20 protein-coding genes are annotated in these 23,331 nt (G+C 71.2%); 6 read left to right on the top strand and 14 right to left on the bottom strand.

Annotation, left to right across the window (positions count from 1 at the left end; genetic code table 11):
• Positions 1 to 5: 5 nt before the first annotated feature.
• Positions 6 to 653, bottom strand: a complete 648-nt coding sequence (gene ctaE / locus AC4BGE_RS00995) for an aa3-type cytochrome oxidase subunit III (protein ID WP_490569955.1) — start codon at positions 651 to 653, stop codon at positions 6 to 8.
• Between the two features lie 150 nt (positions 654 to 803).
• Here ctaE and AC4BGE_RS00990 point away from each other — a divergent pair, with 150 nt between their 5' ends.
• From AC4BGE_RS00990 to trpD, 3 genes are read left to right on the top strand one after another with little or no spacing between them, the layout of a single operon-like run.
• The gene (locus AC4BGE_RS00990) at positions 804 to 1,700 is read left to right on the top strand and encodes a cytochrome c oxidase assembly protein (protein ID WP_490574089.1); all 897 of its coding nucleotides are present in this window, start codon (positions 804 to 806) and stop codon (positions 1,698 to 1,700) included.
• A gap of 13 nt (positions 1,701 to 1,713) precedes the next feature.
• A complete protein-coding gene (locus AC4BGE_RS00985) occupies positions 1,714 to 2,133 on the top strand; it encodes an Rv3143 family two-component system response regulator (protein WP_490569957.1) in 420 nt (139 codons plus the stop codon).
• Between the two features lie 5 nt (positions 2,134 to 2,138).
• Positions 2,139 to 3,170 carry an anthranilate phosphoribosyltransferase gene (trpD, locus tag AC4BGE_RS00980; RefSeq protein ID WP_490574088.1) on the top strand — a complete coding sequence of 344 codons (1,032 nt, stop codon included), beginning with the start codon at positions 2,139 to 2,141 and terminating at the stop codon, positions 3,168 to 3,170.
• On the opposite strand, the gene AC4BGE_RS00975 is transcribed toward trpD, so the two are convergent.
• From AC4BGE_RS00975 to AC4BGE_RS00960, 4 genes are all read right to left on the bottom strand, one after another.
• The gene (locus AC4BGE_RS00975) at positions 3,159 to 4,619 is read right to left on the bottom strand and encodes a hypothetical protein (RefSeq protein ID WP_490574087.1); all 1,461 of its coding nucleotides are present in this window, start codon (positions 4,617 to 4,619) and stop codon (positions 3,159 to 3,161) included. The two genes, trpD and AC4BGE_RS00975, sit on opposite strands and share 12 nt — an antisense overlap.
• A gap of 149 nt (positions 4,620 to 4,768) precedes the next feature.
• Complete coding sequence (locus AC4BGE_RS00970; RefSeq protein WP_490574086.1) at positions 4,769 to 9,082, bottom strand: hypothetical protein; 4,314 nt, start codon at positions 9,080 to 9,082, stop codon at positions 4,769 to 4,771.
• Between the two features lie 138 nt (positions 9,083 to 9,220).
• Positions 9,221 to 9,499, bottom strand: coding sequence for an Lrp/AsnC family transcriptional regulator (locus AC4BGE_RS00965; protein WP_490574085.1), 279 nt, complete (start codon positions 9,497 to 9,499; stop codon positions 9,221 to 9,223).
• A gap of 9 nt (positions 9,500 to 9,508) precedes the next feature.
• Complete coding sequence (locus AC4BGE_RS00960; RefSeq protein ID WP_490574084.1) at positions 9,509 to 11,290, bottom strand: DEDD exonuclease domain-containing protein; 1,782 nt, start codon at positions 11,288 to 11,290, stop codon at positions 9,509 to 9,511.
• Between the two features lie 96 nt (positions 11,291 to 11,386).
• Between AC4BGE_RS00960 and AC4BGE_RS00955 the strand changes: the two genes are divergently transcribed.
• The 3 genes from AC4BGE_RS00955 (at position 11,387) to AC4BGE_RS00945 (ending at position 13,997) form a co-directional block, all read left to right on the top strand.
• On the top strand, positions 11,387 to 11,593 hold the full coding sequence (locus AC4BGE_RS00955; RefSeq protein WP_490569965.1) for a hypothetical protein: 207 nt from the start codon (positions 11,387 to 11,389) through the stop codon (positions 11,591 to 11,593).
• 106 nt (positions 11,594 to 11,699) lie between these two features.
• Entirely contained in the window at positions 11,700 to 12,686 is a 987-nt protein-coding gene (locus tag AC4BGE_RS00950; RefSeq protein WP_490574083.1) for a C40 family peptidase, read from the top strand.
• An 84-nt stretch (positions 12,687 to 12,770) separates the two neighbouring features.
• Positions 12,771 to 13,997, top strand: coding sequence for a M48 family metalloprotease (locus tag AC4BGE_RS00945; protein WP_490574082.1), 1,227 nt, complete (start codon positions 12,771 to 12,773; stop codon positions 13,995 to 13,997).
• A gap of 48 nt (positions 13,998 to 14,045) precedes the next feature.
• Here AC4BGE_RS00945 and AC4BGE_RS00940 read toward each other — a convergent pair whose 3' ends face one another.
• From AC4BGE_RS00940 to cpaB, 9 genes are all read right to left on the bottom strand, one after another.
• Positions 14,046 to 14,255 (bottom strand): Flp family type IVb pilin, encoded by a 210-nt coding sequence (locus AC4BGE_RS00940; RefSeq protein WP_490574081.1) that lies wholly within the window; start codon positions 14,253 to 14,255, stop codon positions 14,046 to 14,048.
• A gap of 77 nt (positions 14,256 to 14,332) precedes the next feature.
• Positions 14,333 to 14,530, bottom strand: a complete 198-nt coding sequence (locus AC4BGE_RS00935) for a Flp family type IVb pilin (RefSeq protein ID WP_490574080.1) — start codon at positions 14,528 to 14,530, stop codon at positions 14,333 to 14,335.
• A 171-nt stretch (positions 14,531 to 14,701) separates the two neighbouring features.
• Entirely contained in the window at positions 14,702 to 15,373 is a 672-nt protein-coding gene (locus tag AC4BGE_RS00930; RefSeq protein WP_490574079.1) for a response regulator transcription factor, read from the bottom strand.
• Positions 15,370 to 16,968 (bottom strand): sensor histidine kinase, encoded by a 1,599-nt coding sequence (locus AC4BGE_RS00925; protein WP_490574078.1) that lies wholly within the window; start codon positions 16,966 to 16,968, stop codon positions 15,370 to 15,372. The genes AC4BGE_RS00930 and AC4BGE_RS00925 overlap by 4 nt, the downstream gene beginning before the upstream one ends.
• Positions 16,968 to 17,891, bottom strand: coding sequence for a type II secretion system F family protein (locus AC4BGE_RS00920; protein ID WP_490569970.1), 924 nt, complete (start codon positions 17,889 to 17,891; stop codon positions 16,968 to 16,970). Before AC4BGE_RS00920 ends, AC4BGE_RS00925 begins: the two co-directional genes overlap by 1 nt.
• Positions 17,891 to 19,798, bottom strand: a complete 1,908-nt coding sequence (locus AC4BGE_RS00915) for a type II secretion system F family protein (protein ID WP_490574077.1) — start codon at positions 19,796 to 19,798, stop codon at positions 17,891 to 17,893. The genes AC4BGE_RS00920 and AC4BGE_RS00915 overlap by 1 nt, the downstream gene beginning before the upstream one ends.
• Positions 19,798 to 21,318 (bottom strand): TadA family conjugal transfer-associated ATPase, encoded by a 1,521-nt coding sequence (locus AC4BGE_RS00910; protein WP_490574076.1) that lies wholly within the window; start codon positions 21,316 to 21,318, stop codon positions 19,798 to 19,800. Before AC4BGE_RS00910 ends, AC4BGE_RS00915 begins: the two co-directional genes overlap by 1 nt.
• Positions 21,319 to 21,322: 4 nt before the next feature.
• Positions 21,323 to 22,591 carry a CpaE/TadZ family protein gene (locus AC4BGE_RS00905; protein WP_490574075.1) on the bottom strand — a complete coding sequence of 423 codons (1,269 nt, stop codon included), beginning with the start codon at positions 22,589 to 22,591 and terminating at the stop codon, positions 21,323 to 21,325.
• A gap of 8 nt (positions 22,592 to 22,599) precedes the next feature.
• The gene (gene cpaB / locus AC4BGE_RS00900) at positions 22,600 to 23,328 is read right to left on the bottom strand and encodes a Flp pilus assembly protein CpaB (protein ID WP_490574074.1); all 729 of its coding nucleotides are present in this window, start codon (positions 23,326 to 23,328) and stop codon (positions 22,600 to 22,602) included.
• Positions 23,329 to 23,331: the final 3 nt, after the last annotated feature.

Here is a 23,331-nt window from a genome sequence, read left to right as displayed (position 1 = left end):
GAGACTCATTGGATGAGGTAGATGGCAGCGAACAGGGCGATCCACACCACGTCGACGAAGTGCCAGTAGTAGGACACGACGATGGCGCTGACGGCCTGTTCATGGGTGAAGCGGCGGGCCAGGTAGGTGCGGCCCAGGACGAAGAGGAAAGCGATCAGACCCCCGGTCACGTGGATCCCGTGGAACCCGGTGGTGAGGTAGAACATCGTTCCGTAGGCGGAGTCCTGGATGGTCACGCCGTGGTGGACGAGCTCGACGTACTCCAGCGCCTGGCCGGCGACGAAGATCGCACCCATGACGTAGGTGAGGATGAACCACTCGCGCAGACCCCAGCCCTTGACGGCGAAGATCGAGCCGGTGCGGCCCACCTGGCCGCGCTCGGCGGCGAAGACACCCAGCTGGCACGCCACGGAGGACAGCACCAGGATCGTGGTGTTCCCCGCGGCGAAGGGCACGTTGAGGTGAGCGGTCTCCTGAGCCCAAAGATCCGGGCTCACCGCCCGGATCGTGAAGTACGACGCGAAGAGCGCCGCGAAGAACATGAGCTCGCTCGCGAGCCAGATGATCGTCCCCACGCTGACCATGCTGGGTCGATCGTGGTGCCCGTGTAGCCGGGATGCCGGAATAGCCGTTGCTGTCGCCACGGTAGTCATTATGTCGGAGGGTCTCCCCGGCAGTACCCCTACCCCCTCGGTTTGGGCGTTTCGCCGCAGCGGGCCCCCAGTGCGGTCGCACTCCGGGCGCCGGGGCCTCGGGGCGCCGCGTACTCTGAGGCAATGCTCGTTGCCTCATCCGGTTCGACTGTGCTACCGGAGTTCACCCTCGGCCGTGTCTTCACCGACTGGGGCCTCGCGCCCGTCCCGTTCGTCCTGACGGTCTGGGTCTGCGGCCTCTACCTCCTCGGCGTCCGGACCCTGCGCCGGCGCGGCGACGACTGGCCCTGGGGGCGGACCGTGGCCTTCGTGGGCCTCGGCATGGGCTCCTTCGTCTTCGCCACGGCCTCGGGCCTGGCCCGCTACGACACGGTGCTGCTCTCGGCCCACATGGTCCAGCACATGATCCTGTCGATGGTGGTGCCGCTGTGCCTGGCGCTGGGGGCGCCGGTGACCCTGGCCCTGCGCACCCTCCCGCGGCCGCCCCGCACCTGGCTGCTGAGCCTGCTGCACTCGCGGGTGGCGCGGGTGCTCTCCTTCCCGCCACTGGTCTTCGGCCTCTACATCCTCTCGCCGTGGGCGCTCTACTTCACCGGCTGGTACGACGCCAGCCTCCGCTCCACCTACGTGCACGAGATGATGCACGTGCACCTGGTGCTGGTGGGTGCCCTCTTCTTCTGGCCGCTGATGGGGATCGACCCCGTGCCGGGCCGGGTCAGCTACCCCTTCCGGTTGCTGCTGACGGTGCTGACGCTGCCCTTCCACGCCTTCCTGGGCGTCACGATCATGGGGCAGAGCCAGCTGCTGGCCGGTGAGTGGTACCTGGCCCTGCGCGAGGGGCCGATGGGCGCCTGGCTGCCCGACGCCATGGACGACCAGCACCGCGCGGGAGGCATCCTCTGGGCCTCGGGCGACCTGATCGGCATCATCTTCCTGCTGGTGCTCTTCGCCCAGTGGGCGCGCTCCTCGATGAAGGAGGGCGAGCGGGAGGACCGCCGGTTGGACCGGATGGAGGCGCGGGAGCAGCTGGCCCGCCCAGGCGGGTAGCATCAGCGACGTGATGGACACGAATGCCTCGAAGACCGCCCCGCTGAAGGTGCTCGTCTACTCCGACGACATCAACACGCGTCAGCAGGTCATCCTCGCCCTGGGACGGCGTCCGCACCCCGACCTCCCCGAGCTGGAGTACGTCGAGGTGGCCACCGAGCCCGTCGTCATCGCCAACATGGACGCCGGCGGCATCGACCTGCTCATCCTCGACGGCGAGGCCGTCCCGGCCGGCGGCATGGGCATCGCGAAGCAGCTCAAGGACGAGATCTACGACTGCCCGCCCGTGCTGGTGCTCACCGGGCGACCCCAGGACGCCTGGCTGGCCACGTGGTCCCGGGCGGAGGCGGCCGTGCCGCACCCGATCGACCCGATCCAGCTGGCGGAGTCGGTCGTGGCACTGCTGCGCTCGCGCGTGCCGGCGACCGCCTGACCTCGATGGCGGCCGCCACCTGGCCGGAGGTCCTCACCGACCTCGTGGCCGGTCGTGACCTCTCCGTGGACCAGGCCCAGTGGGCGATGGGCGAGATCCTCGCCGGGGCGGCGAGCCCCGCCCAGATCGCGGGCTTCGCGGTGGCGCTGCGCGCCAAAGGGGAGTCGGTCGACGAGATCGAGGGGCTCTCCGACGCGATGCTCGCGGCCGGCAACCCCATCTCGGTGCCGGGTCGCCTCCTCGACATCGTGGGCACGGGCGGGGACCGCTCGATGTCGGTCAACATCTCGACGATGTCGGCCATCGTCGCGGCCGCGGCCGGTGCCCGGGTGGTCAAGCACGGAAGCCGTTCCGCCTCGTCCCAGTCCGGGTCGGCGGACGTGCTGGAGGCCCTCGGCATCCGGCTCGACCTACCGCTGGAGCGGGTCGCGGCCATCGCCGAGGAGGTCGGCATCACCTTCTGCTTCGCCGCCGCCTTCCACCCCGCGATGCGGCACGCCGCCGCACCGCGGCGTGAGCTGGGGATCGCGACCAGCTTCAACCTGCTCGGACCGCTCTCGAACCCCGCCCGTCCTGCGGCCCAGGCCATCGGGTGCGCGGACCTGCGGATGGCCCCGATCATGGCGGAGGTCTTCGCCCGACGTGGCGTGGATGCCTGGGTCTTCCGCGGGGACGACGGACTGGACGAGCTGACCATCACGACGACCTCGACCGTGTGGAGCGTGCGGGACGGCCGCGTCGAGCGCGGGACGGTCGACCCCGTGGAGCTCGGGTTGTCGCTGAACCCGGTCGAGACGCTGCGCGGCGGGGACGCGGCGTTCAACGCCGAGGTGGTCCGCAGCCTGCTCGGGGGGCGGAGCGGGCCGGTGCGCGACGCGGTGCTGCTCAACGCCGGGGCTGCTCTGGCGGTCTACGACGACGGCGCGGGCACGACGGCCGACCGGCTGGCCGCGGGGATGGAGAAGGCGGCGCAGGGGCTCGACTCCGGCGCGGCTCAGGATCTCCTTGACCGCTGGGTCGCCGCCTCACTCGGCTGACACGTCGTGCCACCCCTCCGGCGCCACCAGATAGACGAGGCTCGTTTCGTCGTCGTCGTCGTCCTGTGCTTCGACGGTCCAGCCCCATCCGTTCTCGAGCGCGTACGCCAGCGGGCTCTCTGTGAGCAGGAGGGCATGGGTGACCGGCAACTTCCTGAGCTTCTCGTCCCACCCGGGCTCCAAGTTCTGGATGTCCACATTCCGCTCCAGCTCCGCGTCGGTGAACATGTCGCCGTATCCGTGCATCACCGGTGCGAGGTCGGGATAGAGCCACATGTCAATGCCGCCCAGATCCCAGTTGTTGAGGAGGGCGCTGCCGGCGGGCAGGGCTGCCACGGCTCGCGAGGCCGCGCTGTCCTCTCGGGGAGGCTGCTGTGCGGTGAACGGAACGGTGGCGGCGAGGACCGCCGAGGCGAGGACCCCCAGAGCGACTATCGCCCGCCCCTCCCACCGCGCCGCCGGTCTGCGGGGGACGAGAGTGCCGAGCGAGGTCGCCAGCATGGGCACCAGGACTGCCACGGCCACGGGCACGGAGCGCTCGGCAAGGAGCATCCAGCCACCTGCCATGGCGAGCAGGCAGAGGTCGAGCCAGGACTGGGCGCCGTCCCGCAGTCGGATGAGGAGCGTGATCGCCAACATGAGCGCGGCGCTCGCCGTGACCGGGTCCGTGAACTCCGGTGACGACCACTCGGTGAAGAAGCCGGAGATGCTGCTCACCCGTGCCGTGGCCGTCCAGATCGCGGGGCCGACTGGCGTCAGGCCTGCTGCCAGCAGCGAGAGGACGGGTACGAGCCAGGGTGCCCAGAACGGGTGAAGGGCCCGATCTGGGGGTGCTGATCGGCGGTCGAGGCTGAGCCCGAGTGCGGCGCCCAGACCGACGATGACCCCGGAGAGCCACATACCGTGCACCATGGCCCACACCCAGGTGAGGGGGATCGTCCACCAGGGGAGCCGACCGTTGCGTCCTGCGTTGAGCCAGGCAGCCGTCACGAGGACGAGGAACAGGTAGCTCGCCACCTGCGGGCGCGAGGTGAGGAACGGGAGGTTCCCGAAGACGGCGAGCCCCGTGACGAGGGCGGCCACCAGCAGACCCCCGAACCGTCGCGAGACCAGGGCGAGGGTGGCCACCAGGGCGATGGCCACGGTGCCGCTCAGCCAGGCGACCCCCGGCAGGCCGAACCACTTCTCGGCTCCGGCGTACAGAAGCTGGCTGAGCCACTGTGTGGGGGACCATTCCGCAGTGGCGAACGGGGTCACGGTGCCTGGGGCCCACGGGGTCCACTGCCCCAGGAACTCCCGCCCCAGGCGCAGGTGGAAGAAGGTGTCCGGATTCGTCACGGGCTCGGCGAATCTCTTGACCACGACCGCGAGGGCTCCGCCCAGGACCAGCAGGGGAACCAGCGTCAGGATGGGCGAGGTCTGGGCACGCGAGGGCTGGAGCTGTGGCACCGGGTCACCCTCGCACGAGACGCCGGGAGGCGTGATCGGATTGACGGCATTGATGTCCGATTCACGGATCTGACGCCTGGACGGCGTACACGTGTTCGGGCAGCGATGTCCTCGGCGACCTCGGGCTGAAGCCGCAGTCCGTCAGTCCGTCAACCCTTCTTCCCACGTTTGACCACGAGCTTCACCGCTCGCGACGTGGAACCGGAGATCTGCGGAGTGCCTACGTAGAACACCTTGATCTTGTTCTTGGGCTTCTTCAGGCGCGGCAGCTTGAGTGTGACGCCACCGCCCTGCTTCTCCTTGAGCACGGCCTGGACGAGCTTCTTGCGCCCGGCCTTGACCATGATCTTGCCGGTGGGTCCGGCGAGCCCTTCGACGCTCACGGTGACGGTGATCGTCGCCCTGTCCTTGCGGGTGATCTTCTTCGCCGACAGGACCGCGTGCGTGGCCGAGACCATCTTGGGGATCTTGACCGGGGCGGAGGTCGCCGTCCCGTCACCCTGTCCCTCCTTCTTGGCGACGACCAGGACCGAGAGGTCCAGGGCAGCGTCCTGCGGGAGCACCCCGTAGGAGGCGCCGGTGGCGTCCTTGATGGGGGAGCCGTTGCGCAGCCACTGGTAGGAGATCCGGGTGTCCTGCGGCCAGCGGCCGGGGTTCGCCCTGAGCTCCCCGCCGACCCTCGCCTCGCCCGAGATGTGGGGCGGTGCGGTCGCCGTGAGCACGGGACCGAGCACACCGGTGATCGCGTTGCTCAGCACCTTGGCGTCGGTCAGGCCCGGCTTGCGGCCGTCGACCTGGACCGAGATCGCGGCTCCGAGGTCCTGGGTGTCGACGGTGTAGGTGGGTCCGTTCTGCCCGCGCAGCGGTTCACCGTTGCGCAGCCAGGTGTGGCTCGTCTCGACGCCCTCCTGGTCCCAGGTGGGGAGCGTGAGGGTCAGGACGCTGCCGACCTGTCCGGTCCCCGCGATGCTCGCGGGCACCGTCACGCCCGGCGCGGCGCCGACGGTTCCCGGGACCGCGTTGCTCACGCTGACCCCGTCGTCGTACCCGTCGAGCCTGCCGGTCACCCGCAGGGTCACGGGGCGGCCGATGTCCTCGGACGTGACGGTGTAGGAGGTGCTGGTGGCTCCCTCGATCTCCCACCCGGAGCGCAGCCACTGGTAGGTGTTCACCACTCCCGGCAGGTTCCAGCTCGGCGCGCGACCCGTCAGGACGGTCCCGACCGCGCCGGAACCCTCGATCCGGGTGGGGGTGCTCGCCGCGGGGGAGGCGTCCACCCGGAAGGAGCGCCACGCGCTGCTGCCGAGGTCGGCCCCCTGCGGGTCGAGCGCGGTCACCCGCCACAGCCAGTCGCCACCGGTGATGGCGGAGGCAGGCGCCCAGGCCAGCGCCGTCGTCTCCTGCCTCTCCACCACGCTGGGGGAGGAGGCGGGACGGCGCTCGAACCGGTAGGTCGCGGCGCCGGGGGTGGCCTTCCAGGAGAAGTAGCCGTCACGCGGGGGGACCGTCGCCCCGGTCGCCGGACCGGTGACCTCCGGGGCGTCGCCGGCCACGGTGAACCTGCCCCAGTCGCTCCACGCCCCGTTGCGGTCGCTCGCGTCCAGTCGGCGCACCCGCCACACGTACGGCTTCTCGGCACGCGGCAGGGGAGCGAGGTTGGTCAGGGTCACCTGCGGGGTGACGACGCTGAAGACCCGGTTGGCGTCGCTGGCGTTGGTGTCGTTGTCCCGGTAGACCTCCACCTGGTACTTGGCCGCGTAGTTGAGCGGCGTCCAGGTCAGGGGGGTGTTGCCCGGGACGGCTCCGCCGCCGGGGTTCGACTCCAGCGGACTGACGAGCGCGGGTGCGGGGGACCGCTTGTTGAAGACCCGGATCGGGCTCCACGGCAAGGGGCGGTTGTTCCCGTCGAAGGCCTGGACCCGCCAGTACACGGAACCTTCGGGGTAGGTCGTCGCGAACGAGGTGAAGGAGCGCTGGTCGACCTGGACGTCGTCGAGGATCGAGCCCTGGAAGGTCGGCTCGGTGGAGACCTGGATCCGGTACTGGCGGGCCTCCACGGTCGCCTTCGTGGTCAGCGGGGTGTCTCCCCGCGGCTGGTCCCGGTTGGACTCCAGGTAGCCCCGCCACCGGAACGTCACGTCGTCCTGGACGGTGGGCACGTTGACACCCTCTGCCACGGGGTAGGCGACCCCCGGCCCGCTCCCCAGGTCGACCGGGTTGCTCATCTTGTTGAACGCGTGCGCCGGGTACTCCGGTCCGGTGCAGACCTCGTCGTACTTGCACGGTTGCACGTGCCAGAAGTACGCCGAACCGGCCTGGCTGTCCTCGAACGTGCCGGTGGTCAGCCAGGTGGTGGACTCGGTGCTGACCGGGAAGCCCGGCAGGACCTGGGTCATCTCGCGGTCCCGCGAGAGCCACACCTTGTAGTAGCCGGCCTCGGGCTGGGGCGACCAGGAGAGCAGCGGGGTCTGGCGCAGGTTCTGGCACTCGGCCGGCAGGCTGGCCGCGCAGGTCTCGCTGCCGCCTCGGAGCAGCCCGGTGCCGGTGAGCGCGGCGCGGTGGCCGTCGACCTCGGGAAGCGGGTCGATGTGGAAGAGGCCGCCGCCGCCAGTGCCCCGCACGACGCTGTTGGAGTAGGCCTCGACCCGCCACTGGTAGGTCCCCTTGGCGAGGAAGTCCGCTCCGGAGTCCTGGCCCTCGGGGTACTGGAAGATGTCCCGGACCTCTCGCCAGGCACTGGCATCCTGAGGCCGGATCCAGACCCTGTAGTGGGTGACGTCACCTCCCGTGGCGGTCCACTTCAGCAGCGGGAACCGAGAGAAGGTGGGCACGCCGCCACCCCCGGCGACCGGGGAGACGATGGTGGGGGTGGTCGCCACCGGGGCGGGCATCTCCGCCAGGGTGAAGACCGGTTGGGACTCCTGCAGCCAGCCGGCGCTCATGCGTCCGCTGGCCGACACGGTCTGGACCATCCAGCGGTAGCTGCCCGGGTCGAGCTTCCACCGGGGCGTCCAGCTCAGCGATGCCGTGGTGAACGCCTGGGTGCCACTGCCGTCCAGCGGGGTGATCGTCACCCGGTACTGCGCAGCTCCCGAGACCGGCTTCCAGGTCAACGTCGGGATGGTGACGGTCTGCCCGTCACCGGGGGAGACGAGCTCGACCGTCTCAGCGCTGTAGGTGAACTGACGGGCCTGGGCGCGGGCCGCGATGGCGTCGGTCGCGGGGGGATTCCCGCTGAAGTCGTCGAAGGCCAGGACCCGCCACCAGTAGGTGCCGGCGTCGTTCGGCCAGCAGGAGGCCGCGTCCTGGGGCACCAGGGTGGTGTGGACGGTGGTGCAGCGGCGGATCTCGCCCGCCCGGTCGAAGCTCCGGTCCGGACTGAACTCGACGACGTAGCGGCTCGCCAGCGGTGCGGGGGTCCACTCGAACATGGGAGCCCCGGTGAGCTCTGCCCCCGCCTCCGGGAAGAGAGGCACCGGCTGGTCGGGCCAGGCGCGACGGAACCGCCAGATCGGGCTCTTGTCGAAGTCCTTGCTGTACCCCGTGACGTCCTTCCCGCGGACCCGCCAGTAGTACTCGTCGTTGCCCAGGGTGTCGGGGCGCGCGTAGCTGGTCCCGGTGATGTTGCGCCGCTCGTGGACGATGCTCAGGAACCGGGAGTCGGTGGAGATCTGGAGGTCGTAGGACTGGGCGCCCGGGATGGGGTCCCAGTCCAGGACGGCGTCGTCGACGACCGCCCCGTCACCGTCGGGACCTGCCAGCGGCGCCCGGCGGGTCGCGTCGTCGAGCTGGACCACGGTGTAGGAGCGCGTCGCGGAGGTGCGCGAGAAGATGCCGTTGCCGAGCCGTGCCTTGACCCGCCAGTGGTAGGTGCGCTCGATACCCGGGGTCTGGACGGTGTGGTGGAGGGACTTCGTGGAGACGGTGGTGATCGCGCGCTCGTCGGTGAAGAGCGGGTCCGTGCTGATCTCCACGACGTACTCGATGGCGCCCTGGACGGCTGTCCAGGAGAGGACGACGGGCTCGTCGGGCTGCTTCAGAGGGGCGGACCCGGGAGCGGTCGGGGTGGGAGCCGCGAGGTCGGAGAGGGTGAAGGTGGCGCTCGACCAGTCGCTCAGGGCTCCTCGCACGGTCGAGCGGACCCGCCAGGTCAGGGGCAGGTTGCGCGGCAGCTGCACGGTCGGCACGGCCTGTCGCTGGACCGTGTCGAGTGCCCACAGCACGTTCCCCGAGCCGTTGAGCACCTCCACCCGGTAGCTGCTGGCCTCAGGGACCCGGGTCCAGGTCAGGGTCGGCGTGTCGCTGAGCACGTCGCCCGCCGGGCTGAGGCTGCCGGGCGGCTGGGCCGACGACGCGGCCACCTGCCCGGGCCCCAGGACTGCGAGGCTGCTGAGGAGTGCGGCCGTCACCAGCGTGACGAGCACCTGGCGCCACGACGACGAGCGGTGGGAGATGACCTGCATGCGTGCCCCTACTGATGCCGAGGCACGACTGCGCGCCCGGACCCGGATGTGACTTTCAGGGGCACGCTAAGGGCGCGGACCGCAGACGCGTGGCCGAATGGGCTAAAAGTGTGCGACCGGACAGCGGTGCGGGGGGGCTCAGTCGAGACCGAGGGAGAAGGCCGCCTCGAGGTCGTGGCGTGAGTAGCTGCGGAAGGCGATGTGCGTCTCGGTCTCCCGCACGCCGGCCACCTTGTTGAGCTGGTCGGCCACCACCCGCGCCACGTCCTCGTGGTGGGAGACCCGCACCAGGGCGATCAGGTCGATCTTGCCGGTCACGGAGTAGACCTCGCTGACGCCGTCCAGGGCCGCGATGGCCTCGGCGACCTTCGGGATCCTGGCCACGTCGGCCTTGACGAAGACGATGGCGGTGATCATGGGGCGAGACTACCGAGTGGGCTGGTGCACGGGGGACGGCAGACGCTGCTCGTCGAAGGGGACCAGGCTCAGGCGCGAGTGGCTGACCGCGTCGTGGAGCGCAAGGTGGCGACCGGCCCCGCCGACGGGGCAGGCCCACTCGCCCTGCACGTCGATCAAGCGGACGCCCGGCGACTCCAGCCAGCGCAGGATCCGCTCGGTCTCCGCGGCGCTGGCGGCCGGGACGGGCCCGGGACCGGCGTTCACGGTCTCGGCGGAGGCCGTGAGCTCGTCGACGAACTGGTGGGCGTCGGCCCCCGCCGGGATCACCCCGGCGGCGGCGAGCCGGCCGTGTCGCACCACGTGCACGGCCCAGCGGCCGTCGTCCTCGCGTCGGCCGGCCACCACCTGCGCGCACCGGGACAGGGCGCCGAGACGCTGGGTGCGCGCCGCGGCGCGCACGAAGGCGGCGAGTCGGTCGCGATGCACCCCCGCCTCCTCGAAGCGCTCCCCGTCGGCCAGGGCCTCCATCCGCTCGTTGATGCGGGTGACGACTGCGTCCGGCCTCCGCAGCAGGCTGTCGCGCAGGCGGCTCACCACCGCGGCGTAGGCGGCGGTGTCGACGGAGCCGTCGCAGGGCGCCAGGCAGCGCGCCATCTCGGCCAGCGCGCAGGCCGAGCGCGACGGCGCCAGGGGCAGCCGACCGCTGCACTGACGGATCGGGAAGACGTCGTGGAGCGCCTCCAGGCTCTGCTCCGCCACCCGCCGGGAGGAGAACGGGCCCAGGTAGTCGGCGTCGTCGTCGAGGACGCGCCGGACCAGCGAGAGCCGCGGCCAGGGCTCCCGGGTGAGCTTGAGGAAGTGCATCCTCTCGGGGAACCGGGACCGGCGGTTGTAGCGCGGCTTGTGCTCGGCGATCAGTCGGAGCTCGCGCACCTCGGCCTCCAGCGGGGTGGCGCACTCGAGGCCGGTCACGGTGGCGGCCAGGCCGACCATCTCGCCCATCCGCGACCGGGTCTCGGAGGCGGTGAAGTAGGTGCGGACCCGGGTGCGCAGGTCGCGGGAGGTGCCGACGTAGAGCACCCGGGCCTGGTCGTCGCGGAAGAGGTAGACCCCCGGGGCGTGCGGCAGCGACTCGGCCAGGTGGCGCTTGCGACGCTGGGCGGTGGTCACCTTGGCGCTGAACGTCTGGAGCTCCTCCAGGGTCTGCACCCCGAGGGAGCCCAGCCGCTCGATGAGGCCGTGCAGCACGTCGACGGTGGCGCGCGCGTCGGCCAGGGCGCGGTGGTTGGGGGTGGTCGTCGACCCGAAGAGCCGAGCCAGGCTGCCGAGCTTGCAGTTGGGGGTCTCGTCGCGCGTGACGACCCGGCGCGCCAGCTTGGCGGTGTCGACCACCTCGAACCGGGGCCAGGGTCGCCCCTGCTCCTTGGCGAAGTGCTGCAGGAAGCCGACGTCGAACGGCGCGTTGTGGGCGACCAGGACGGTGCCGGCAGCGAACTCCAGGAACGCGGGCAGGGCGGAGTCGATCGAGGGGGAGTCGGCCACCATGGAGCTGGTGATCCCGGTCAGGACGGCGATGAAGGCGGGGATCTCGGCCCGGGGGTTGACCAGGGTCTGGAACTCGCCCAGCACCTCTCCGCCCCGCACCTTCACGGCGCCGATCTCGGTGATCATCGAGCCGGCCGCCGCCGATCCTCCCGTGGTCTCGAGGTCGACCACGGTGAACGTCAGGTCCCGGAGCGGGCGCCCCAGCTCGTCGAAGCTGCGCTGCGTCTCCCATCGTCCGGTCCTGGCCACCGTTGTGCTGCTCATGGTCGGGGACGCTAGACGCGGGCGCCGACAGGACCGACACGCCACGCGCGGCGACGCGCGGCCCGGTTGTCGGCGGCCGGTGCTTGGGTCGGTCCCATGACGACGAGAATCGATTGCGACACCTGCGTGGTGCGCGGGCTGGCCTGTCACGACTGTGTGGTCACCGTGCTCCTGGGCCCACCTCCGGAGCTGACCTTCGAGGACGACGAGACCGCCGCCCTGGAGGCGCTGGCCGCCGGCGGGCTGGTCCCGCCGTTGCGGATGGTGCATCCGCTGGCCGGCCCCATCATCGAATCTGCGTAAATCCAGGGGAGTTTTGGACGCCCACGTCGCTGGCGACTAGCCTGACGCAGGGCTCCCCACGGAGCCCTTGTTCCTAGCACCTGCAAGCAGAGGAGACTGGCGGCTCGTGAGCCTCGCCCCCAAGCGTCTCAGTGGCGTCGCCGTCGCCCTGGCGGCTGTCGTCGCGACCGGCCTGATGGCCGCTCCCGTCCAGGCGGAGCCGGACATCGACGAGGTCCAGGCGAAGGTCGACCGTCTCTACCACGAGGCGGAGCAGGCGCAGGAGCGCTACCACGACGCCAACCTCAAGCTCGAGGGACTGACCGACGAGCTCTCCTCGCTCAAGGCCGACCAGAAGCGCCAGGACGCCCGGCTCGCGGTGGTCCGCGAGCAGGTGCAGGAGTCGATCGTCCGCCAGTACCAGGGCGAGAGCATCTCCACCGTCAGCCAGGTGGTCGTCTCGGAGGATCCGAGCGCCTTCCTCGGCCAGCTCTCGACGATGTCGGCCTTCAACGACCTGCAGACCGACCTCTTCGACACCTTCAGCACGGAGGCCGAGGCCCTCGGCATCCGCCAGGAGGCGACCCGGGAGCGGCGCGGCGAGATCCGGAGCACCACCGAGCAGCTTGCCGAGGAGAAGGCCGAGGTCGAGGCCAAGCTCGCCGAGGCCAAGAGCCTGCTGGCCCGCTTGGAGGACGAGGAGCGTGAGCGACTCCTCGCCTCGCGGAGCGCCCCCACCCGCCTGCCGAGCAGCGTCCCCGCCTCCGGGCGTGCCGCCGTCGCGGTCAAGGCCGCGATGGCGCAGGTCGGCGACGCCTACGTCTACGGCGCGGTCGGGCCCGACGCCTACGACTGCTCGGGCCTGACCATGATGGCGTGGGGAGCCGCCGGTGTCGGCCTCCCGCACTCCTCGAGCGCCCAGTTCGGCTCCGGGACCCGGGTCTCCCAGGACGACCTGCAGCCCGGCGACCTGGTCTTCTACTACAGCCCGATCAGCCACGTGGGCATGTACATCGGCAACGGCCTCATCGTGCACGCCGCCAACCCGAGCAGCGGCGTCCGGGTGGACGGCGTCTTCTCGATGCCCTACGTCGGCGCCGTCCGCCCGGGCTGACCCCCGCCTCCACGGCGCCACCGCCTACCCGGCGCGGCACCGCTGTGACGAGCGACGTGACGGTGCCCTGAGAGGATCGTCACCGTGACGTCGGATCCTCCCGCCCGCTCCTCACGCGTCGTGGCCGCGGCCGTGCTGCTCGCCGGCCTGGCCGCGCTGGTCGTGCTCGGGTGGTGGCTGGTGCCCTGGCAGCCCGTGCCGGGCGGCATCCCGGACCCGGTCGACGCCTCCAGCCTGTTCTCCCCGGCCGAGCTGGAACGCGCGGAGGAGTACTCCCGCCGGGCCCGCGCCTGGAGCTGGAGCTCGCTGGCGCTGACCATCGCGATCCTCGGGGTGCTCGGCTTCACCCGTCTCGGTGCCAGGGTCGTCGCCCGGCTGCGGGGCCCCTGGTGGGTCCGGGTGCTCCTCGCGGTGGCCGGCCCGCTGCTCGTGGCCCGGCTCGTCACCCTGCCCCTCGCGGTGGGGGCCTGGCGGCTGCGGGTCGACAACGGACTCTCCACCCAGACCTGGGCGACCTGGGCAGTGGACCTGGCGTCCGGAGAGGCGCTCGACATCGCCGTCTTCGCCGCCGTCGCGCTCGTCCTCGTCGGGACGGCCCGGCGGGCTCGCACCTGGTGGCCGGTGCTCGCCGCGGCGGTGCTGGGGGCCGGGGTGGTGGTGGGCTCGTTCGCCTATCCGGTCCTGGTGGAGCCCGTCTTCAACTCCTTCGAGCCGCTGCCGGCCGGCGAGCTGCGGGACGCGGTGGAGGTGGTCGCCGCCGAGCAGGGGGTGGACCTCGACGACGTCGTGGTCGCCGACGCCTCGCGCCGCACCACCACGTTGAACGCCTGGGTCTCGGGGCTCGGCGGGACCCGGCGGGTGGTCCTGTACGACAACCTGGTCGACGACGCGCCCCAGGGTCAGGTGCTGGCCGTGGTGGCGCACGAGCTCGCGCACGCCAAGCACCAGGACGTGCTGGTGGGCACCGCCCTGGGCGCCGCGGGCGTGGTGGCGGCCGTCGGGCTGCTGGGGCTGGCGCTGCCGAGGCTGACCCGCACCCCACTGGCCGACCCGCGCGTCGTGCCGTTGTTGGTGGCGTTGGTGTTCGTCGGTGGTCAGCTGTCGCAGCCGGTGCAGAACATGGTCAGCCGCCGGATCGAGCTCCGCGCCGACGTGACGGCGCTGGAGTCCGTCGAGGACCCGGGTGACTTCGTGGAGCTGCAGCGACAGCTCGCGGTGAGGTCGCTGGCCGACCCGACCCCGCCGGCCTGGTCACACCTGTGGTGGGGGAGTCACCCAGGGGTGCTCACCAGGGTCGCCCTGGTGCGCTGAGTCAAGGGACGCGTCGCGCCGTCGCCGCGTGGGCCGGGGCGCCGGTCGTCAGGGTGCGCACTGGGCCTGGGTGATCTTGGTCCTCAGGCTCTCGCACGAGTCGTCGAAGAGACCCACCACGGCGCCGCCGAAGAGGAAGACCGCCGTGACGATGATCGCGGCGATGCCGGCGACCAGCAGGCCGTACTCGACCGAGGAGGCGCCCAGCTCGGACTTCCGGTGCGGGGTAGCCGTCCGGTCGATCGCGTTGCTCTCCATGGGAGATCCCTTCGGTGAATGCGCCGCGGCGCGGTCCCGCAGGGCAGGACCGCGCCGAGCACGAACGGATCAGTCGGTCAGTTGGTGCCGCTGTTCTTGATCGAGCTGGACGTGCCGCTGAAGATGTCCTTGACCAGGCCGCCGAAGGCGAAGACGGCGACGACGATGATGGCGGCGATGCCGGCGACCAGCAGGCCGTACTCGACGGCGGAGGCGCCGCGCTCGTCCATCTTGGCCTTCTTGGCGTCCAACAGGATCGTGAGGTACTGAAGCATGGTGGGGTCCTTTCGGGGAATGCTCTGGGGTTCTGGTCCGGCAGGCACTCGCCTGATCCGTTCCCCAATCCTCGCCGTGTTCCCGGATCTATGAGATCGGAAGACCGGTCACGCTCCACTAGTCACAAAGGACTACGCGCCGCCCTGGTCGGGGGACTGGGACGGCGGGTTTCAGCGGTCGACGGGGTTCATCGAGGAGAGCAGGCCGCTGCGCATCGCCGTCACGAGCGCCTGGGCGCGGTTGGTCGCGCCGAGCTTCTGGTAGATCCGGGCGATGTGGGACTTGGCGGTCGACTCGCTCATGAAGAGCTGGCCGGCGATCTGCCCGGCACCCAGCCCGTCGGCCAGGAGCATCAGGACCTCCTGCTCCCGGTCGGAGAGGCGCGAGGTCTCCCCGCTCATCCGCCGGATCATCGCGGCGGAGAGGCCCGCGCACAGGAACGTCCTCGGGGAGACGGCCGCGTGCTTCGCCGCCTTGACCACCTCGGTGGAGGGTGCGTCCTTGCCGACGAAGGCGGACGCACCGGCCTCCATCGCCGCGAAGATCTGCTCGTCGCCCGAGTGCATGGTGAGCACCACCAGACCGGTCTCCGGGGCCTCCCTGCGGGCGGCACGCACGATGTCGAGGCCCGTCCCGTCGGGCAGTTGCAGGTCGGTCACCACCACCCGGGGCCGGTGGGTGCGGAACTGCTCCAGCGCCTGCGCGACGGAGCCGGCCTGGTCGACCACGTGGGTGGAGGGATCCAGGGAGAAGGCCGTGGCCAGCCCCGCCCGGATCAGCTCGTGGTCGTCCACCAGCAGCACCGAGGTAGCGGAGGCGGTGGGCGTGGGTGCAGTGGTCATGAGACTCTCGCGTTCCTGGGGAGTGTGCTGACGTCGGGCGAGGGGAGACTGTCGAGCGGGGCGCCGACGTGCACCGAGACGACCGTGCCGCGGGTCGGGCTCGAGCGCACCTCCAGCACCCCACCGATGAGGGCCGCCCGCTCCTTCATGATCGAGAGGCCGTGGGAGTCGCGCCGACCGGCCTGGAGACCCCGGCCGTCGTCGGCGACCACGATCTGGGCGTTGGGTGCCTGGACCCGGCAGTGCACGTCGATCAGGGTCGCCTGGGAGTGCTTCACGGCGTTGTTCATCGCCTCCTGGGCGATGCGCAGGAGCTCGGCCTCCACCTCGTGGCGCAGCCGGCTGGTCCGTTCGTCGACGGTCACCTTGATCGGGGTGCCGGAGACGTCGCTCAGGTGACGAGCGAGGGTGGCGATGGCGGCCCCGAGGCTCTCGCTCGAGCCCGCCTGGGTGCGCAGCGTCATCACGGACCGCCGCACCTCGGCCACCACCGAGGTGATCATCCCGCGGAGCTGGAAGAGCGCGTTCTGCTGCTCCGGGCTCGAGGCTGTGGAGACCAGGGCGTCCACCACGTAGCCCATCGAGGCGATGTCCTGGGCGACGCCGTCGTGCATCTCGCGAGCCAGCCGGCGTCGTTCGTCTGACATCGCGGCGTCCCGGAAGGCGGTGAAGAGCTGAGCGGTGTCCAGCCGCAGCGCGGCCGGGGCCAGCCGCTCCGCCAGGGCGCGGAGACGCTCGAAGACGTCGAGCGAGTCGGGCTCGGAGCCGGCGGCGAGCCGCCCGGTGACGACCGCGATGGGGGTGTCGGCGTGCGAGACGGGGAACCCGAAGTCGTGGCCCAGGACGCGCGGGTGGCCGTCGTCCCAGACGGCCTGCGCCAGCTCCTGGCTCTCCTCGCCCTCCCGCCCCTCGTGGGAGGAGCGCGTCACCAGCGGCAGCAGCACGCCGTCACGCCGGACGTGCAGGACGACGATCTCCGAGGGCAGCTCCGAGCTCACCGTCTCCAGGATCTCGCCGCCCATGCTGGTGGGGTCGAGGCCGCCCTCCAGCTTGGCCGAGAGGTCGTTGAGCTCGGTGATCAGCGTGCGTGCCTCCCGGTAGGCGAGCGTCCCGTCGTCCCGGGGGGAGGTGCTGACGAAGAACCCGGCGACCAGGCCGAGCCCCAGGCCGGTGACCATGAACATGAAGACGTCGGTGACCTGCGAGCTGTCGGGCGAGTCGCCCGCCACGACCATCACCAGCGCGATCGCGCCGAGTTGGAGCAGCAGCGACTCGGCCACGCCGGGCAGGCCGCGGAGCAGGCCGTGGACGAAGGGCGGCACGGCGAGGCCGGCCAGGAGGGCCGGGGCGCTCTGGTAGAAGCAGCCCGCGAGCACGCCGATGGTCAGCGCCTCGACGGTGCAGATCATCCGCAGCGGGGTCTGCGTCCGCAGCAGCCAGCCGGCGGTGACCCACAGGGCGGCCAGGCCGAAGAGCCCGCCGAGGGCGTCCAGGTCGCGGCTCCAGGCGATCGACATCGCGACGCTGACCAGCACGAAGGCCCGGGAGCCCTCGATCAGCCCCGCCTGCTGGAGCCGCTCGGCCCGGCCGGGCATCAGGCGAAGGTGTCCATGATGCTGATCACGGCCGGCCCGATGACCACGATGAACAGGGTGGGCAGGATGCAGAAGATCAGCGGCACCGTCATCTTCACCGGGACCTGCTGCGCCTTCTCCTCGGCCTTCTGGCGCCGCTTGACCCGCATCTCGGCGGACTGCACCCGCAGCACCTGGGCGATCGGGATGCCGAAGGCGTCGGCCTGGACCAGCGCGCTCACGAAGCTGCGGAGGTCGTCGAGGTTGGTGCGGTCAGCCAGGGCACGCAGGGCCGCGGCGCGACCCTGCCCGATCTGCATCTCACGCAGCACCCGGGCGAACTCCTCGGCCAGGGGGCCGTCGGTGTTCTTGGAGACCTGCTGCACGGCGGCGTCGAAGGCGAGTCCCGACTCCACGCTGATGGTCAGCAGGTCGATCGCGTCGGGGAGACCCCGGCCGATCGTCTCCTGGCGCTCGTGGGCCTTCTGGTAGAGGTACATGTTGGGCCCGAAGTACCCGGCGACCGCACCCAGCGCGACGAAGGCCACCTTGCCCACGAGCCCGAGGCTGAGCATGAAGGAGAAGAGGACCGCGGCCACCAGGCCCGCGACGGCCCCGATCACCTTGAGCGCGACCACCCGGTCGACCGTCCAACCGGCGGGGTTCCCCGCGAGCTCGAGCTTGCGGTAGATCCGCTCCGTGCTGTCGGCACCGGTGAAGCGTCGCCCGATGGACAGGGCCCGCCCCTGGAGCGGAGCCAGCACCCGCTCCGCGAAGGGACGGTCCAGCTCGGCGGTGAGCTCCTTGGGCACGTCGCCCATGGACTCCAGCGCCGCCAAGGACCGGCTGAGGCCGCCCTCCCGGACCGGCTCTCCGGTCGCGAAGGAGATCAGCACGATCGACATCACCACCAGCAGGCAGCCCAGCACCAGATAGATCGTCATCAGATCTCCACCTTGATCAGTCGGCTCATCCAGAAGGCGCCCACCGCGAGCATGACCCCGGCGCCGCCGAGCATCAGCCAGCCCAGCGGCTCACGGAAGAGCACGCTGACGTAGTCGTAGCTGGTCAGCATCAGGTAGAGCAGGAAGACCGGCGGCAGGCCGCCGAGCACGTAGGCCGAGATCTTGCCCTCGGCCGCCAGCGCCTGGACCTGCCGGCGCATGTACTCCCGCTCCCGGATGGTGCCGGCCACGGTGTCGAGGAGCTCCGCGAGGTTTCCGCCGACCTGGCGCTGGATCTTGATGGCCATGACCACCCAGTCGAAGTCCTTGCTGTCGAACCGCTCCGCGATGCCCTGCAGCGCGTCCTCGAGGGAGACCCCGAGCCGGGTCTCGACCAGCACGCGCTTGAACTCGCTGGTGATCGGCTCGGTGCCCTCGCGGACGATCGTGTCCACCGACTGGGCGAGGGAGAGACCGGCCGAGAGGGAGCCCGACATGAGCTGCAGGGTGTCGGGGAGGGCGGCGTTGAACTTCTTCACTCGCTGCTTCCTGGCGCGGCCGAGGTAGAGCCACGGGACGACGGCACCGAGGACGATGAAGAGCAGGCCCACCCCGAGGCTGCCGCCCCCCAGCAGGACCCCCAGCAGGCCGGCGCCCACGATGATGCCGGTGTGCAGGAGGAGCCACTCCGAGGAGCGGAAGCCGATGTCGGCCGCCTCCAGCCGGGCGGCGATCCGCTCCTCCAGCGACTTGTTGCGCTTGAGCACGGCGTCCGCGGCGCCCCGGAACTGGGCCAGCCGCTCGTCGGACCCCAGACCCGCGGCCCTGCCGGGGGGAGCGGCGGTGCCGGAGGCGAGGCCGGCATACAGGGCGACCCGCTCCTCTGCGGTCAGCTGGCCCTTGGCCATCCCGGTGAGCAGGGTGGAGAGGAAGGCCAGAAGTCCGGCGCCGACCAGGGCGACGGCCACCCACATGGCCCAGTCGGGCAGGATGATGCCCCGGTCGGCCGAGGGCAGGGTGACCTTCTGCGGGGTGGGCACGTTCGCGCGGACCGGGGCGAAGACCTCCGCGGTCAGGGTCCCGGTGTCGGCCGGCAGCGAGACCGAGATGGCGGCCTCGTCGGCGACCCCCTCGGGGAGCTGGGCGGTGACCAGGACCTGGCGCGCCAGGATCTCGGCCTCCTCGGAGAAGGCGGTGCCGAGGGCGTCGACGTCGGCGCTGATCACCTTGCCGTTGCCCGCGTCGCTGAGCTGGGTCAGCGGACCGAGGTCGCCGTCCTGCTCGAGCGCGACCACGTCGACCAGGACGCCCGTGCGCGAGATGGCGCCGATCGCGTCGGTGAGCGGGGTCTTGCTGGTGTCGGCTCCGTCGGAGAGGACCAGCAGGCTGCGCTGTCCCTCGGTCCCGGCCAGCTCGGCCGCGGCGATCACCCCGTCGTAGAGGCGGGTCTGGCGGGCCAGGGTGAGGCCGGCGAGCGCGGTACGTGCCTCGTCGCGATCCGTGGTGGGCGGCACCGCCCCGACGACCTCCCGGTCGAAGGTGACCAGGCCGACCCGGACGTCGGCGGGCACGGCGCTGAGGTAGGCCTCGGCCGCGGCCTTGGCCGCCACGAACCTCTCGCCGTCCATGGAGCGGCTGGTGTCGATGGCCAGCACCGTGGTGCGCTGGACGGCGGTGCCGCCCGCCGTCTCGGCCGTCGCCTCGGTGGCGCTGGCGCCGTCGAAGGTGACCGAGACCCCGTCGAGGTCGACCTGGGCGCCCGGGGGCACCGCGACCAGGACCTGGACCCCGCCGTCGACGGTCTGGACGTGGGTGACGTCGGCCTCGTCCGCCGCGTGGGCGGCCAGCGGGCTGCTCAGCAGCGCGACGATCCCCAGCGCGGCCAGGGTCCGGGTGAGCGGGCGCATCAGAACCGCTCCGGGACGAAGATCATCGGGTCGACGTGCACGTTGTTGTAGGTCATCTTCTCCAGGAACTTGGGCCGCAGACCGGTGGCCCGCAGGCCTCCCAGGGTCCGGCCCTCGCCGTCGAATCCGGCGGAGTGGTCGTAGAGGAAGACGTCCTGGAGGGTGATGATGTCGCCCTCCATCCGCTCGACCTCGGTGACGTGGGTGATGTGGCGCGACCCGTCCTTGAACCGGGTCTGGTGCACGATGAGGTCCACCGCGGAGGCGACCTGCTCGCGGATCGCCCGGACCGGCAGGTCCATCCCGGCCATCAGCACCAGCGTCTCCATGCGCGAGAGGGTGTCGCGGGGGCCGTTGGAGTGGACGGTGCAGATGGAGCCGTCGTGACCGGTGTTCATCGCCTGGAGCATGTCCAGCGCGGAGGCGTCACGGACCTCACCGACGATGATCCGGTCGGGCCGCATGCGCAGGCTGTTCTTGACCAGGTCGCGGATGGTGACGGCGCCCTTGCCCTCGATGTTGGAGGGCCGCGACTCCAGCCGCACCACGTGCTCCTGCTTGAGCTGGAGCTCGGCGGCGTCCTCGATGGTGACGATGCGCTCGTCGGAGGGGATGAACGAGGAGAGCACGTTGAGGGTGGTGGTCTTGCCGGCACCGGTGCTGCCGGAGACGATGATGTTGAGGCGCCCCCGGACGCAGGCGTCGAGGAAGTCCTTGGTCTGCTGGCTGATGGAGCCGAACTTGACCAGGTCGTCCGCGGTGAGCGGGTCGGTGGCGAACTTGCGGATCGTCAGGCACGAGCCGTCGATCGCCAGCGGCGGGACGACGGCGTTGACACGGCTGCCGTCGGGCAGGCGCGCGTCCACCATCGGGCTGGACTCGTCCACGCGCCGCCCGATCCGGGAGACGATCTTGTCGATGGTGCGCCGCAGGTGGGCCTCGTCCTGGAAGATCGCGTCGGCCGCGACCAGCTGGCCCTTGCGCTCGAGCCAGATGCTGTGGGCGCCGTTGACCATGACCTCGGAGACGTCGGGGTCGCGCAGGTAGGGCTCGATCGGGCCGTAGCCGAGGATGTCGTCGCTGATCTCGCTGGTGATCTGCTGCCGGTCGGCTGCGCTGATCGGCCGGTCGGACTTCTTCAGCACGTCGGCGAGGGCCGCGCGCACCTTCTGGTCCAGCTCGCTCTGCTCGAGGTTGGCGTCGTAGAGCTGGGGACCGAGCTGGCGCAGCAGCTCGGCGTGCACCGAGGACTTGAGCTCCTCGATCCGGTCGGTGTTGGCCGACTGGGCCCGCCGCGTCGACGTCGGGTCGGGCACCGGGGCCCGGCGGTCGTTGAGCGGGGAGTCCGAGGCGCCGAGCGGTGAGGAGGGCGCCGTCACGGGCTGCTCGGCGAGCACCTCGGTGACCGGGGCCTCGACGGGCACCTGGGCGGTCGCGCCGGGAGCCGGGAGGCCACCGAGGGAGGCCGCGGCCTCCTCGGCACGCCGCCGGGCGGCGAGGCGTTCGGAGAGGTTGCTCATCGTGTCATCTCCTGCTGATGCGGAAGCGCTTCTGGCCCTCTTCGCGCTTCTCGGTGGGGGCAGGCGCCGGGGCCGGGGCTGCGGGTTCGGTCTTGACCGACTTGGGCGTCCTGGGTGCCTTCGAGGGCCGGGTCTTCGGCGACGGCAGGTCGGGGGCCACGGCGGTCTCGTAGCCCATCAGCTTCTCCGCCAGCGCCCGGACGGCCTTGGAGGAGGGGTGCGAGGGGGAGGAGAGCATCAGCGGGCGACCGGCGTTGGTGGCCTTGGCGATGTCCAGGGACGTCGCGACCCGGGCGGCCACGTCCATCCCCAGGATCCCCTCGACCTTGTCCGCCCCGATCCCGACCTGCTCGTCGGCCCGGTTGAGCAGGAGGTGACGGTGGCCCTCGGCGACCCCCAGCACGTCGAGGGTCTCCAGGGCGACCTTGACGTTCTTGAGGGTGGGCACGTCGAGCGTGGCGACGATGATGCAGTCGTCGGTCTCGTCGAGCGCGGTGAGGGTCTGCTCGTCGAAGGCCGGCGCGGTGTCGAGCACGAGGTAGTCGAAGTGGGCCTGCAGCGTCCGCAGCAGCCGGGTCACCAGCGCCCCGGTGACCCGCTCCCGGGCGTCGGGCTGGCTGGGCGCCGCGAGCACCATGAGCCCGCTCTCGTGCGGGGTCATCAGCTCCTCGATGAACGCGTAGTCCATCGACTGCTCGCCGCCGATGGCGTGCTCGATCGAGTGGGTGGGGAAGAGCTGGAGCGTGATCGCGATGTCGCCGAAGGCGAGGTCGAGGTCGACCACGCAGACCTTGTTCTCGCCCCCGCGCATCAGCGCGATGCCCAGGTTGACCGACATCGTGGTCTTCCCGACCCCGCCCTTGGGCGAGAAGATCGTGATGACGCGGCCCAGTCGTGAGGAGGGCGCGGCATTGCCCCGCAGGGCGGCCCACAGGGCGTGGGCACGCTGCAGGGCGGCGTTGACCTGGGGCAGGTCGCTGGCGGTCACGACCTCCCTGACCCCGGCGTGCATGGCCCGGGTGAGGACGTCGGTGTCCACGGTGTCGCGCACCAGGACCACGCTGGCGGTGGGCAGCGCGGTGCGCATGCGGTCGGAGATCGCCATCGCCTCGGCGACCGAGAGGCTCGGCCCGAGCACCACGGCGTACTCGTCGGTGCGGTGCGCGAGCCAGCCGAACAGCCGCTCCTGGCTGTCGGCCACCTGCGTGCCCGCCGGCAGCACCGTCAGGAGGGCTGCTGCCTTGGCGGGGTCCGCGTCGAGAAGGATCGGCATCTTTTCGCCTAGCTGAAGAGGTTCTGGAGGGTCATGCCCTGGTTGGGCGCGACCTTGGTGTTGCCGGTGCGCAGACCGGCGGAGAGCTCTCCGTTGGCGGCGGCGAACATCAGCTTCTCCGCCTCGGCCTGGTCGACCGCCAGGGTCAGCAGCGTCCGCGGGAGCTGCTCGACGGTCTCGGCGCCGGTCTCGTCGGTGGAGGTGGTGGCGACCATGGTGGTCGAGCCCGCCGCGAGCACGGTGACCTGCGGCAGCAGCAGGCGGGTGAACGGCTTGCCGTCGTCGCCGGCACCGTTGAGCCAGATGGCGACGTCGGAGCCGGCGGAGACGAAGCCGGCGACCCGCGCGGTGTCGGTGAGCTGGACCGAGACGGCCAGCTTGCCGCTCGGGATGGGCAGCGCGGACGAGGCGCCGACCCCACCGAACTTCTCCGGCACGATCTGCTCGCCGGGGTAGATGTTGGTGTTGGCCGTGAGGCCCTCCAGCGACTCCGTGTCGGTGACGGCAGTCGGCAGGACCGCGTTGCGCGGCAGGTCCTGACGCTGGATCTTGCCGTTGGTCGCTGCGTCCGCGATCGACTCCCCGGTGACGATCGGGCTGACGGCGGTGAGGACCTGGACCGTGTCGTACTGCTCAGCGGCCCGGTTGTCCGCGCTCTCCACGTAGAGGTAGACGAGGGCGGTGCCGAGCAGCGCCACGACGACCGCTACGACGAGCAGGAGCTTGCGTCGATCCATGGG

It is taken from the genome of Nocardioides sp. Z50_6, assembly GCF_058215755.1.
The sequence above is the reverse complement of the archived record's forward strand: the minus strand, read 5'-3'. Positions and strand labels throughout refer to the sequence as shown.

What these genes read in the sequence shown, in the direction of transcription:
- AC4BGE_RS00925 (WP_490574078.1), bottom strand. Translation starts at nt 16,968, where the DNA reads ATGCCCGGCCGGGCCGAGCGGCTCCAGCAGGCGGGGCTGATCGAGGGC.
- trpD (WP_490574088.1), top strand. Translation starts at nt 2,139, where the DNA reads ATGGCGGCCGCCACCTGGCCGGAGGTCCTCACCGACCTCGTGGCCGGT.
- AC4BGE_RS00930 (WP_490574079.1), bottom strand. Translation starts at nt 15,373, where the DNA reads ATGACCACTGCACCCACGCCCACCGCCTCCGCTACCTCGGTGCTGCTG.
- AC4BGE_RS00940 (WP_490574081.1), bottom strand. Translation starts at nt 14,255, where the DNA reads ATGGAGAGCAACGCGATCGACCGGACGGCTACCCCGCACCGGAAGTCC.
- AC4BGE_RS00935 (WP_490574080.1), bottom strand. Translation starts at nt 14,530, where the DNA reads ATGCTTCAGTACCTCACGATCCTGTTGGACGCCAAGAAGGCCAAGATG.
- AC4BGE_RS00965 (WP_490574085.1), bottom strand. Translation starts at nt 9,499, where the DNA reads ATGATCACCGCCATCGTCTTCGTCAAGGCCGACGTGGCCAGGATCCCG.
- cpaB (WP_490574074.1), bottom strand. Translation starts at nt 23,328, where the DNA reads ATGGATCGACGCAAGCTCCTGCTCGTCGTAGCGGTCGTCGTGGCGCTG.
- AC4BGE_RS00910 (WP_490574076.1), bottom strand. Translation starts at nt 21,318, where the DNA reads ATGAGCAACCTCTCCGAACGCCTCGCCGCCCGGCGGCGTGCCGAGGAG.
- AC4BGE_RS00955 (WP_490569965.1), top strand. Translation starts at nt 11,387, where the DNA reads ATGACGACGAGAATCGATTGCGACACCTGCGTGGTGCGCGGGCTGGCC.
- AC4BGE_RS00905 (WP_490574075.1), bottom strand. Translation starts at nt 22,591, where the DNA reads ATGCCGATCCTTCTCGACGCGGACCCCGCCAAGGCAGCAGCCCTCCTG.
- AC4BGE_RS00970 (WP_490574086.1), bottom strand. Translation starts at nt 9,082, where the DNA reads ATGCAGGTCATCTCCCACCGCTCGTCGTCGTGGCGCCAGGTGCTCGTC.
- AC4BGE_RS00915 (WP_490574077.1), bottom strand. Translation starts at nt 19,798, where the DNA reads ATGCGCCCGCTCACCCGGACCCTGGCCGCGCTGGGGATCGTCGCGCTG.
- AC4BGE_RS00920 (WP_490569970.1), bottom strand. Translation starts at nt 17,891, where the DNA reads ATGACGATCTATCTGGTGCTGGGCTGCCTGCTGGTGGTGATGTCGATC.
- ctaE (WP_490569955.1), bottom strand. Translation starts at nt 653, where the DNA reads ATGACTACCGTGGCGACAGCAACGGCTATTCCGGCATCCCGGCTACAC.
- AC4BGE_RS00985 (WP_490569957.1), top strand. Translation starts at nt 1,714, where the DNA reads ATGGACACGAATGCCTCGAAGACCGCCCCGCTGAAGGTGCTCGTCTAC.
- AC4BGE_RS00960 (WP_490574084.1), bottom strand. Translation starts at nt 11,290, where the DNA reads ATGAGCAGCACAACGGTGGCCAGGACCGGACGATGGGAGACGCAGCGC.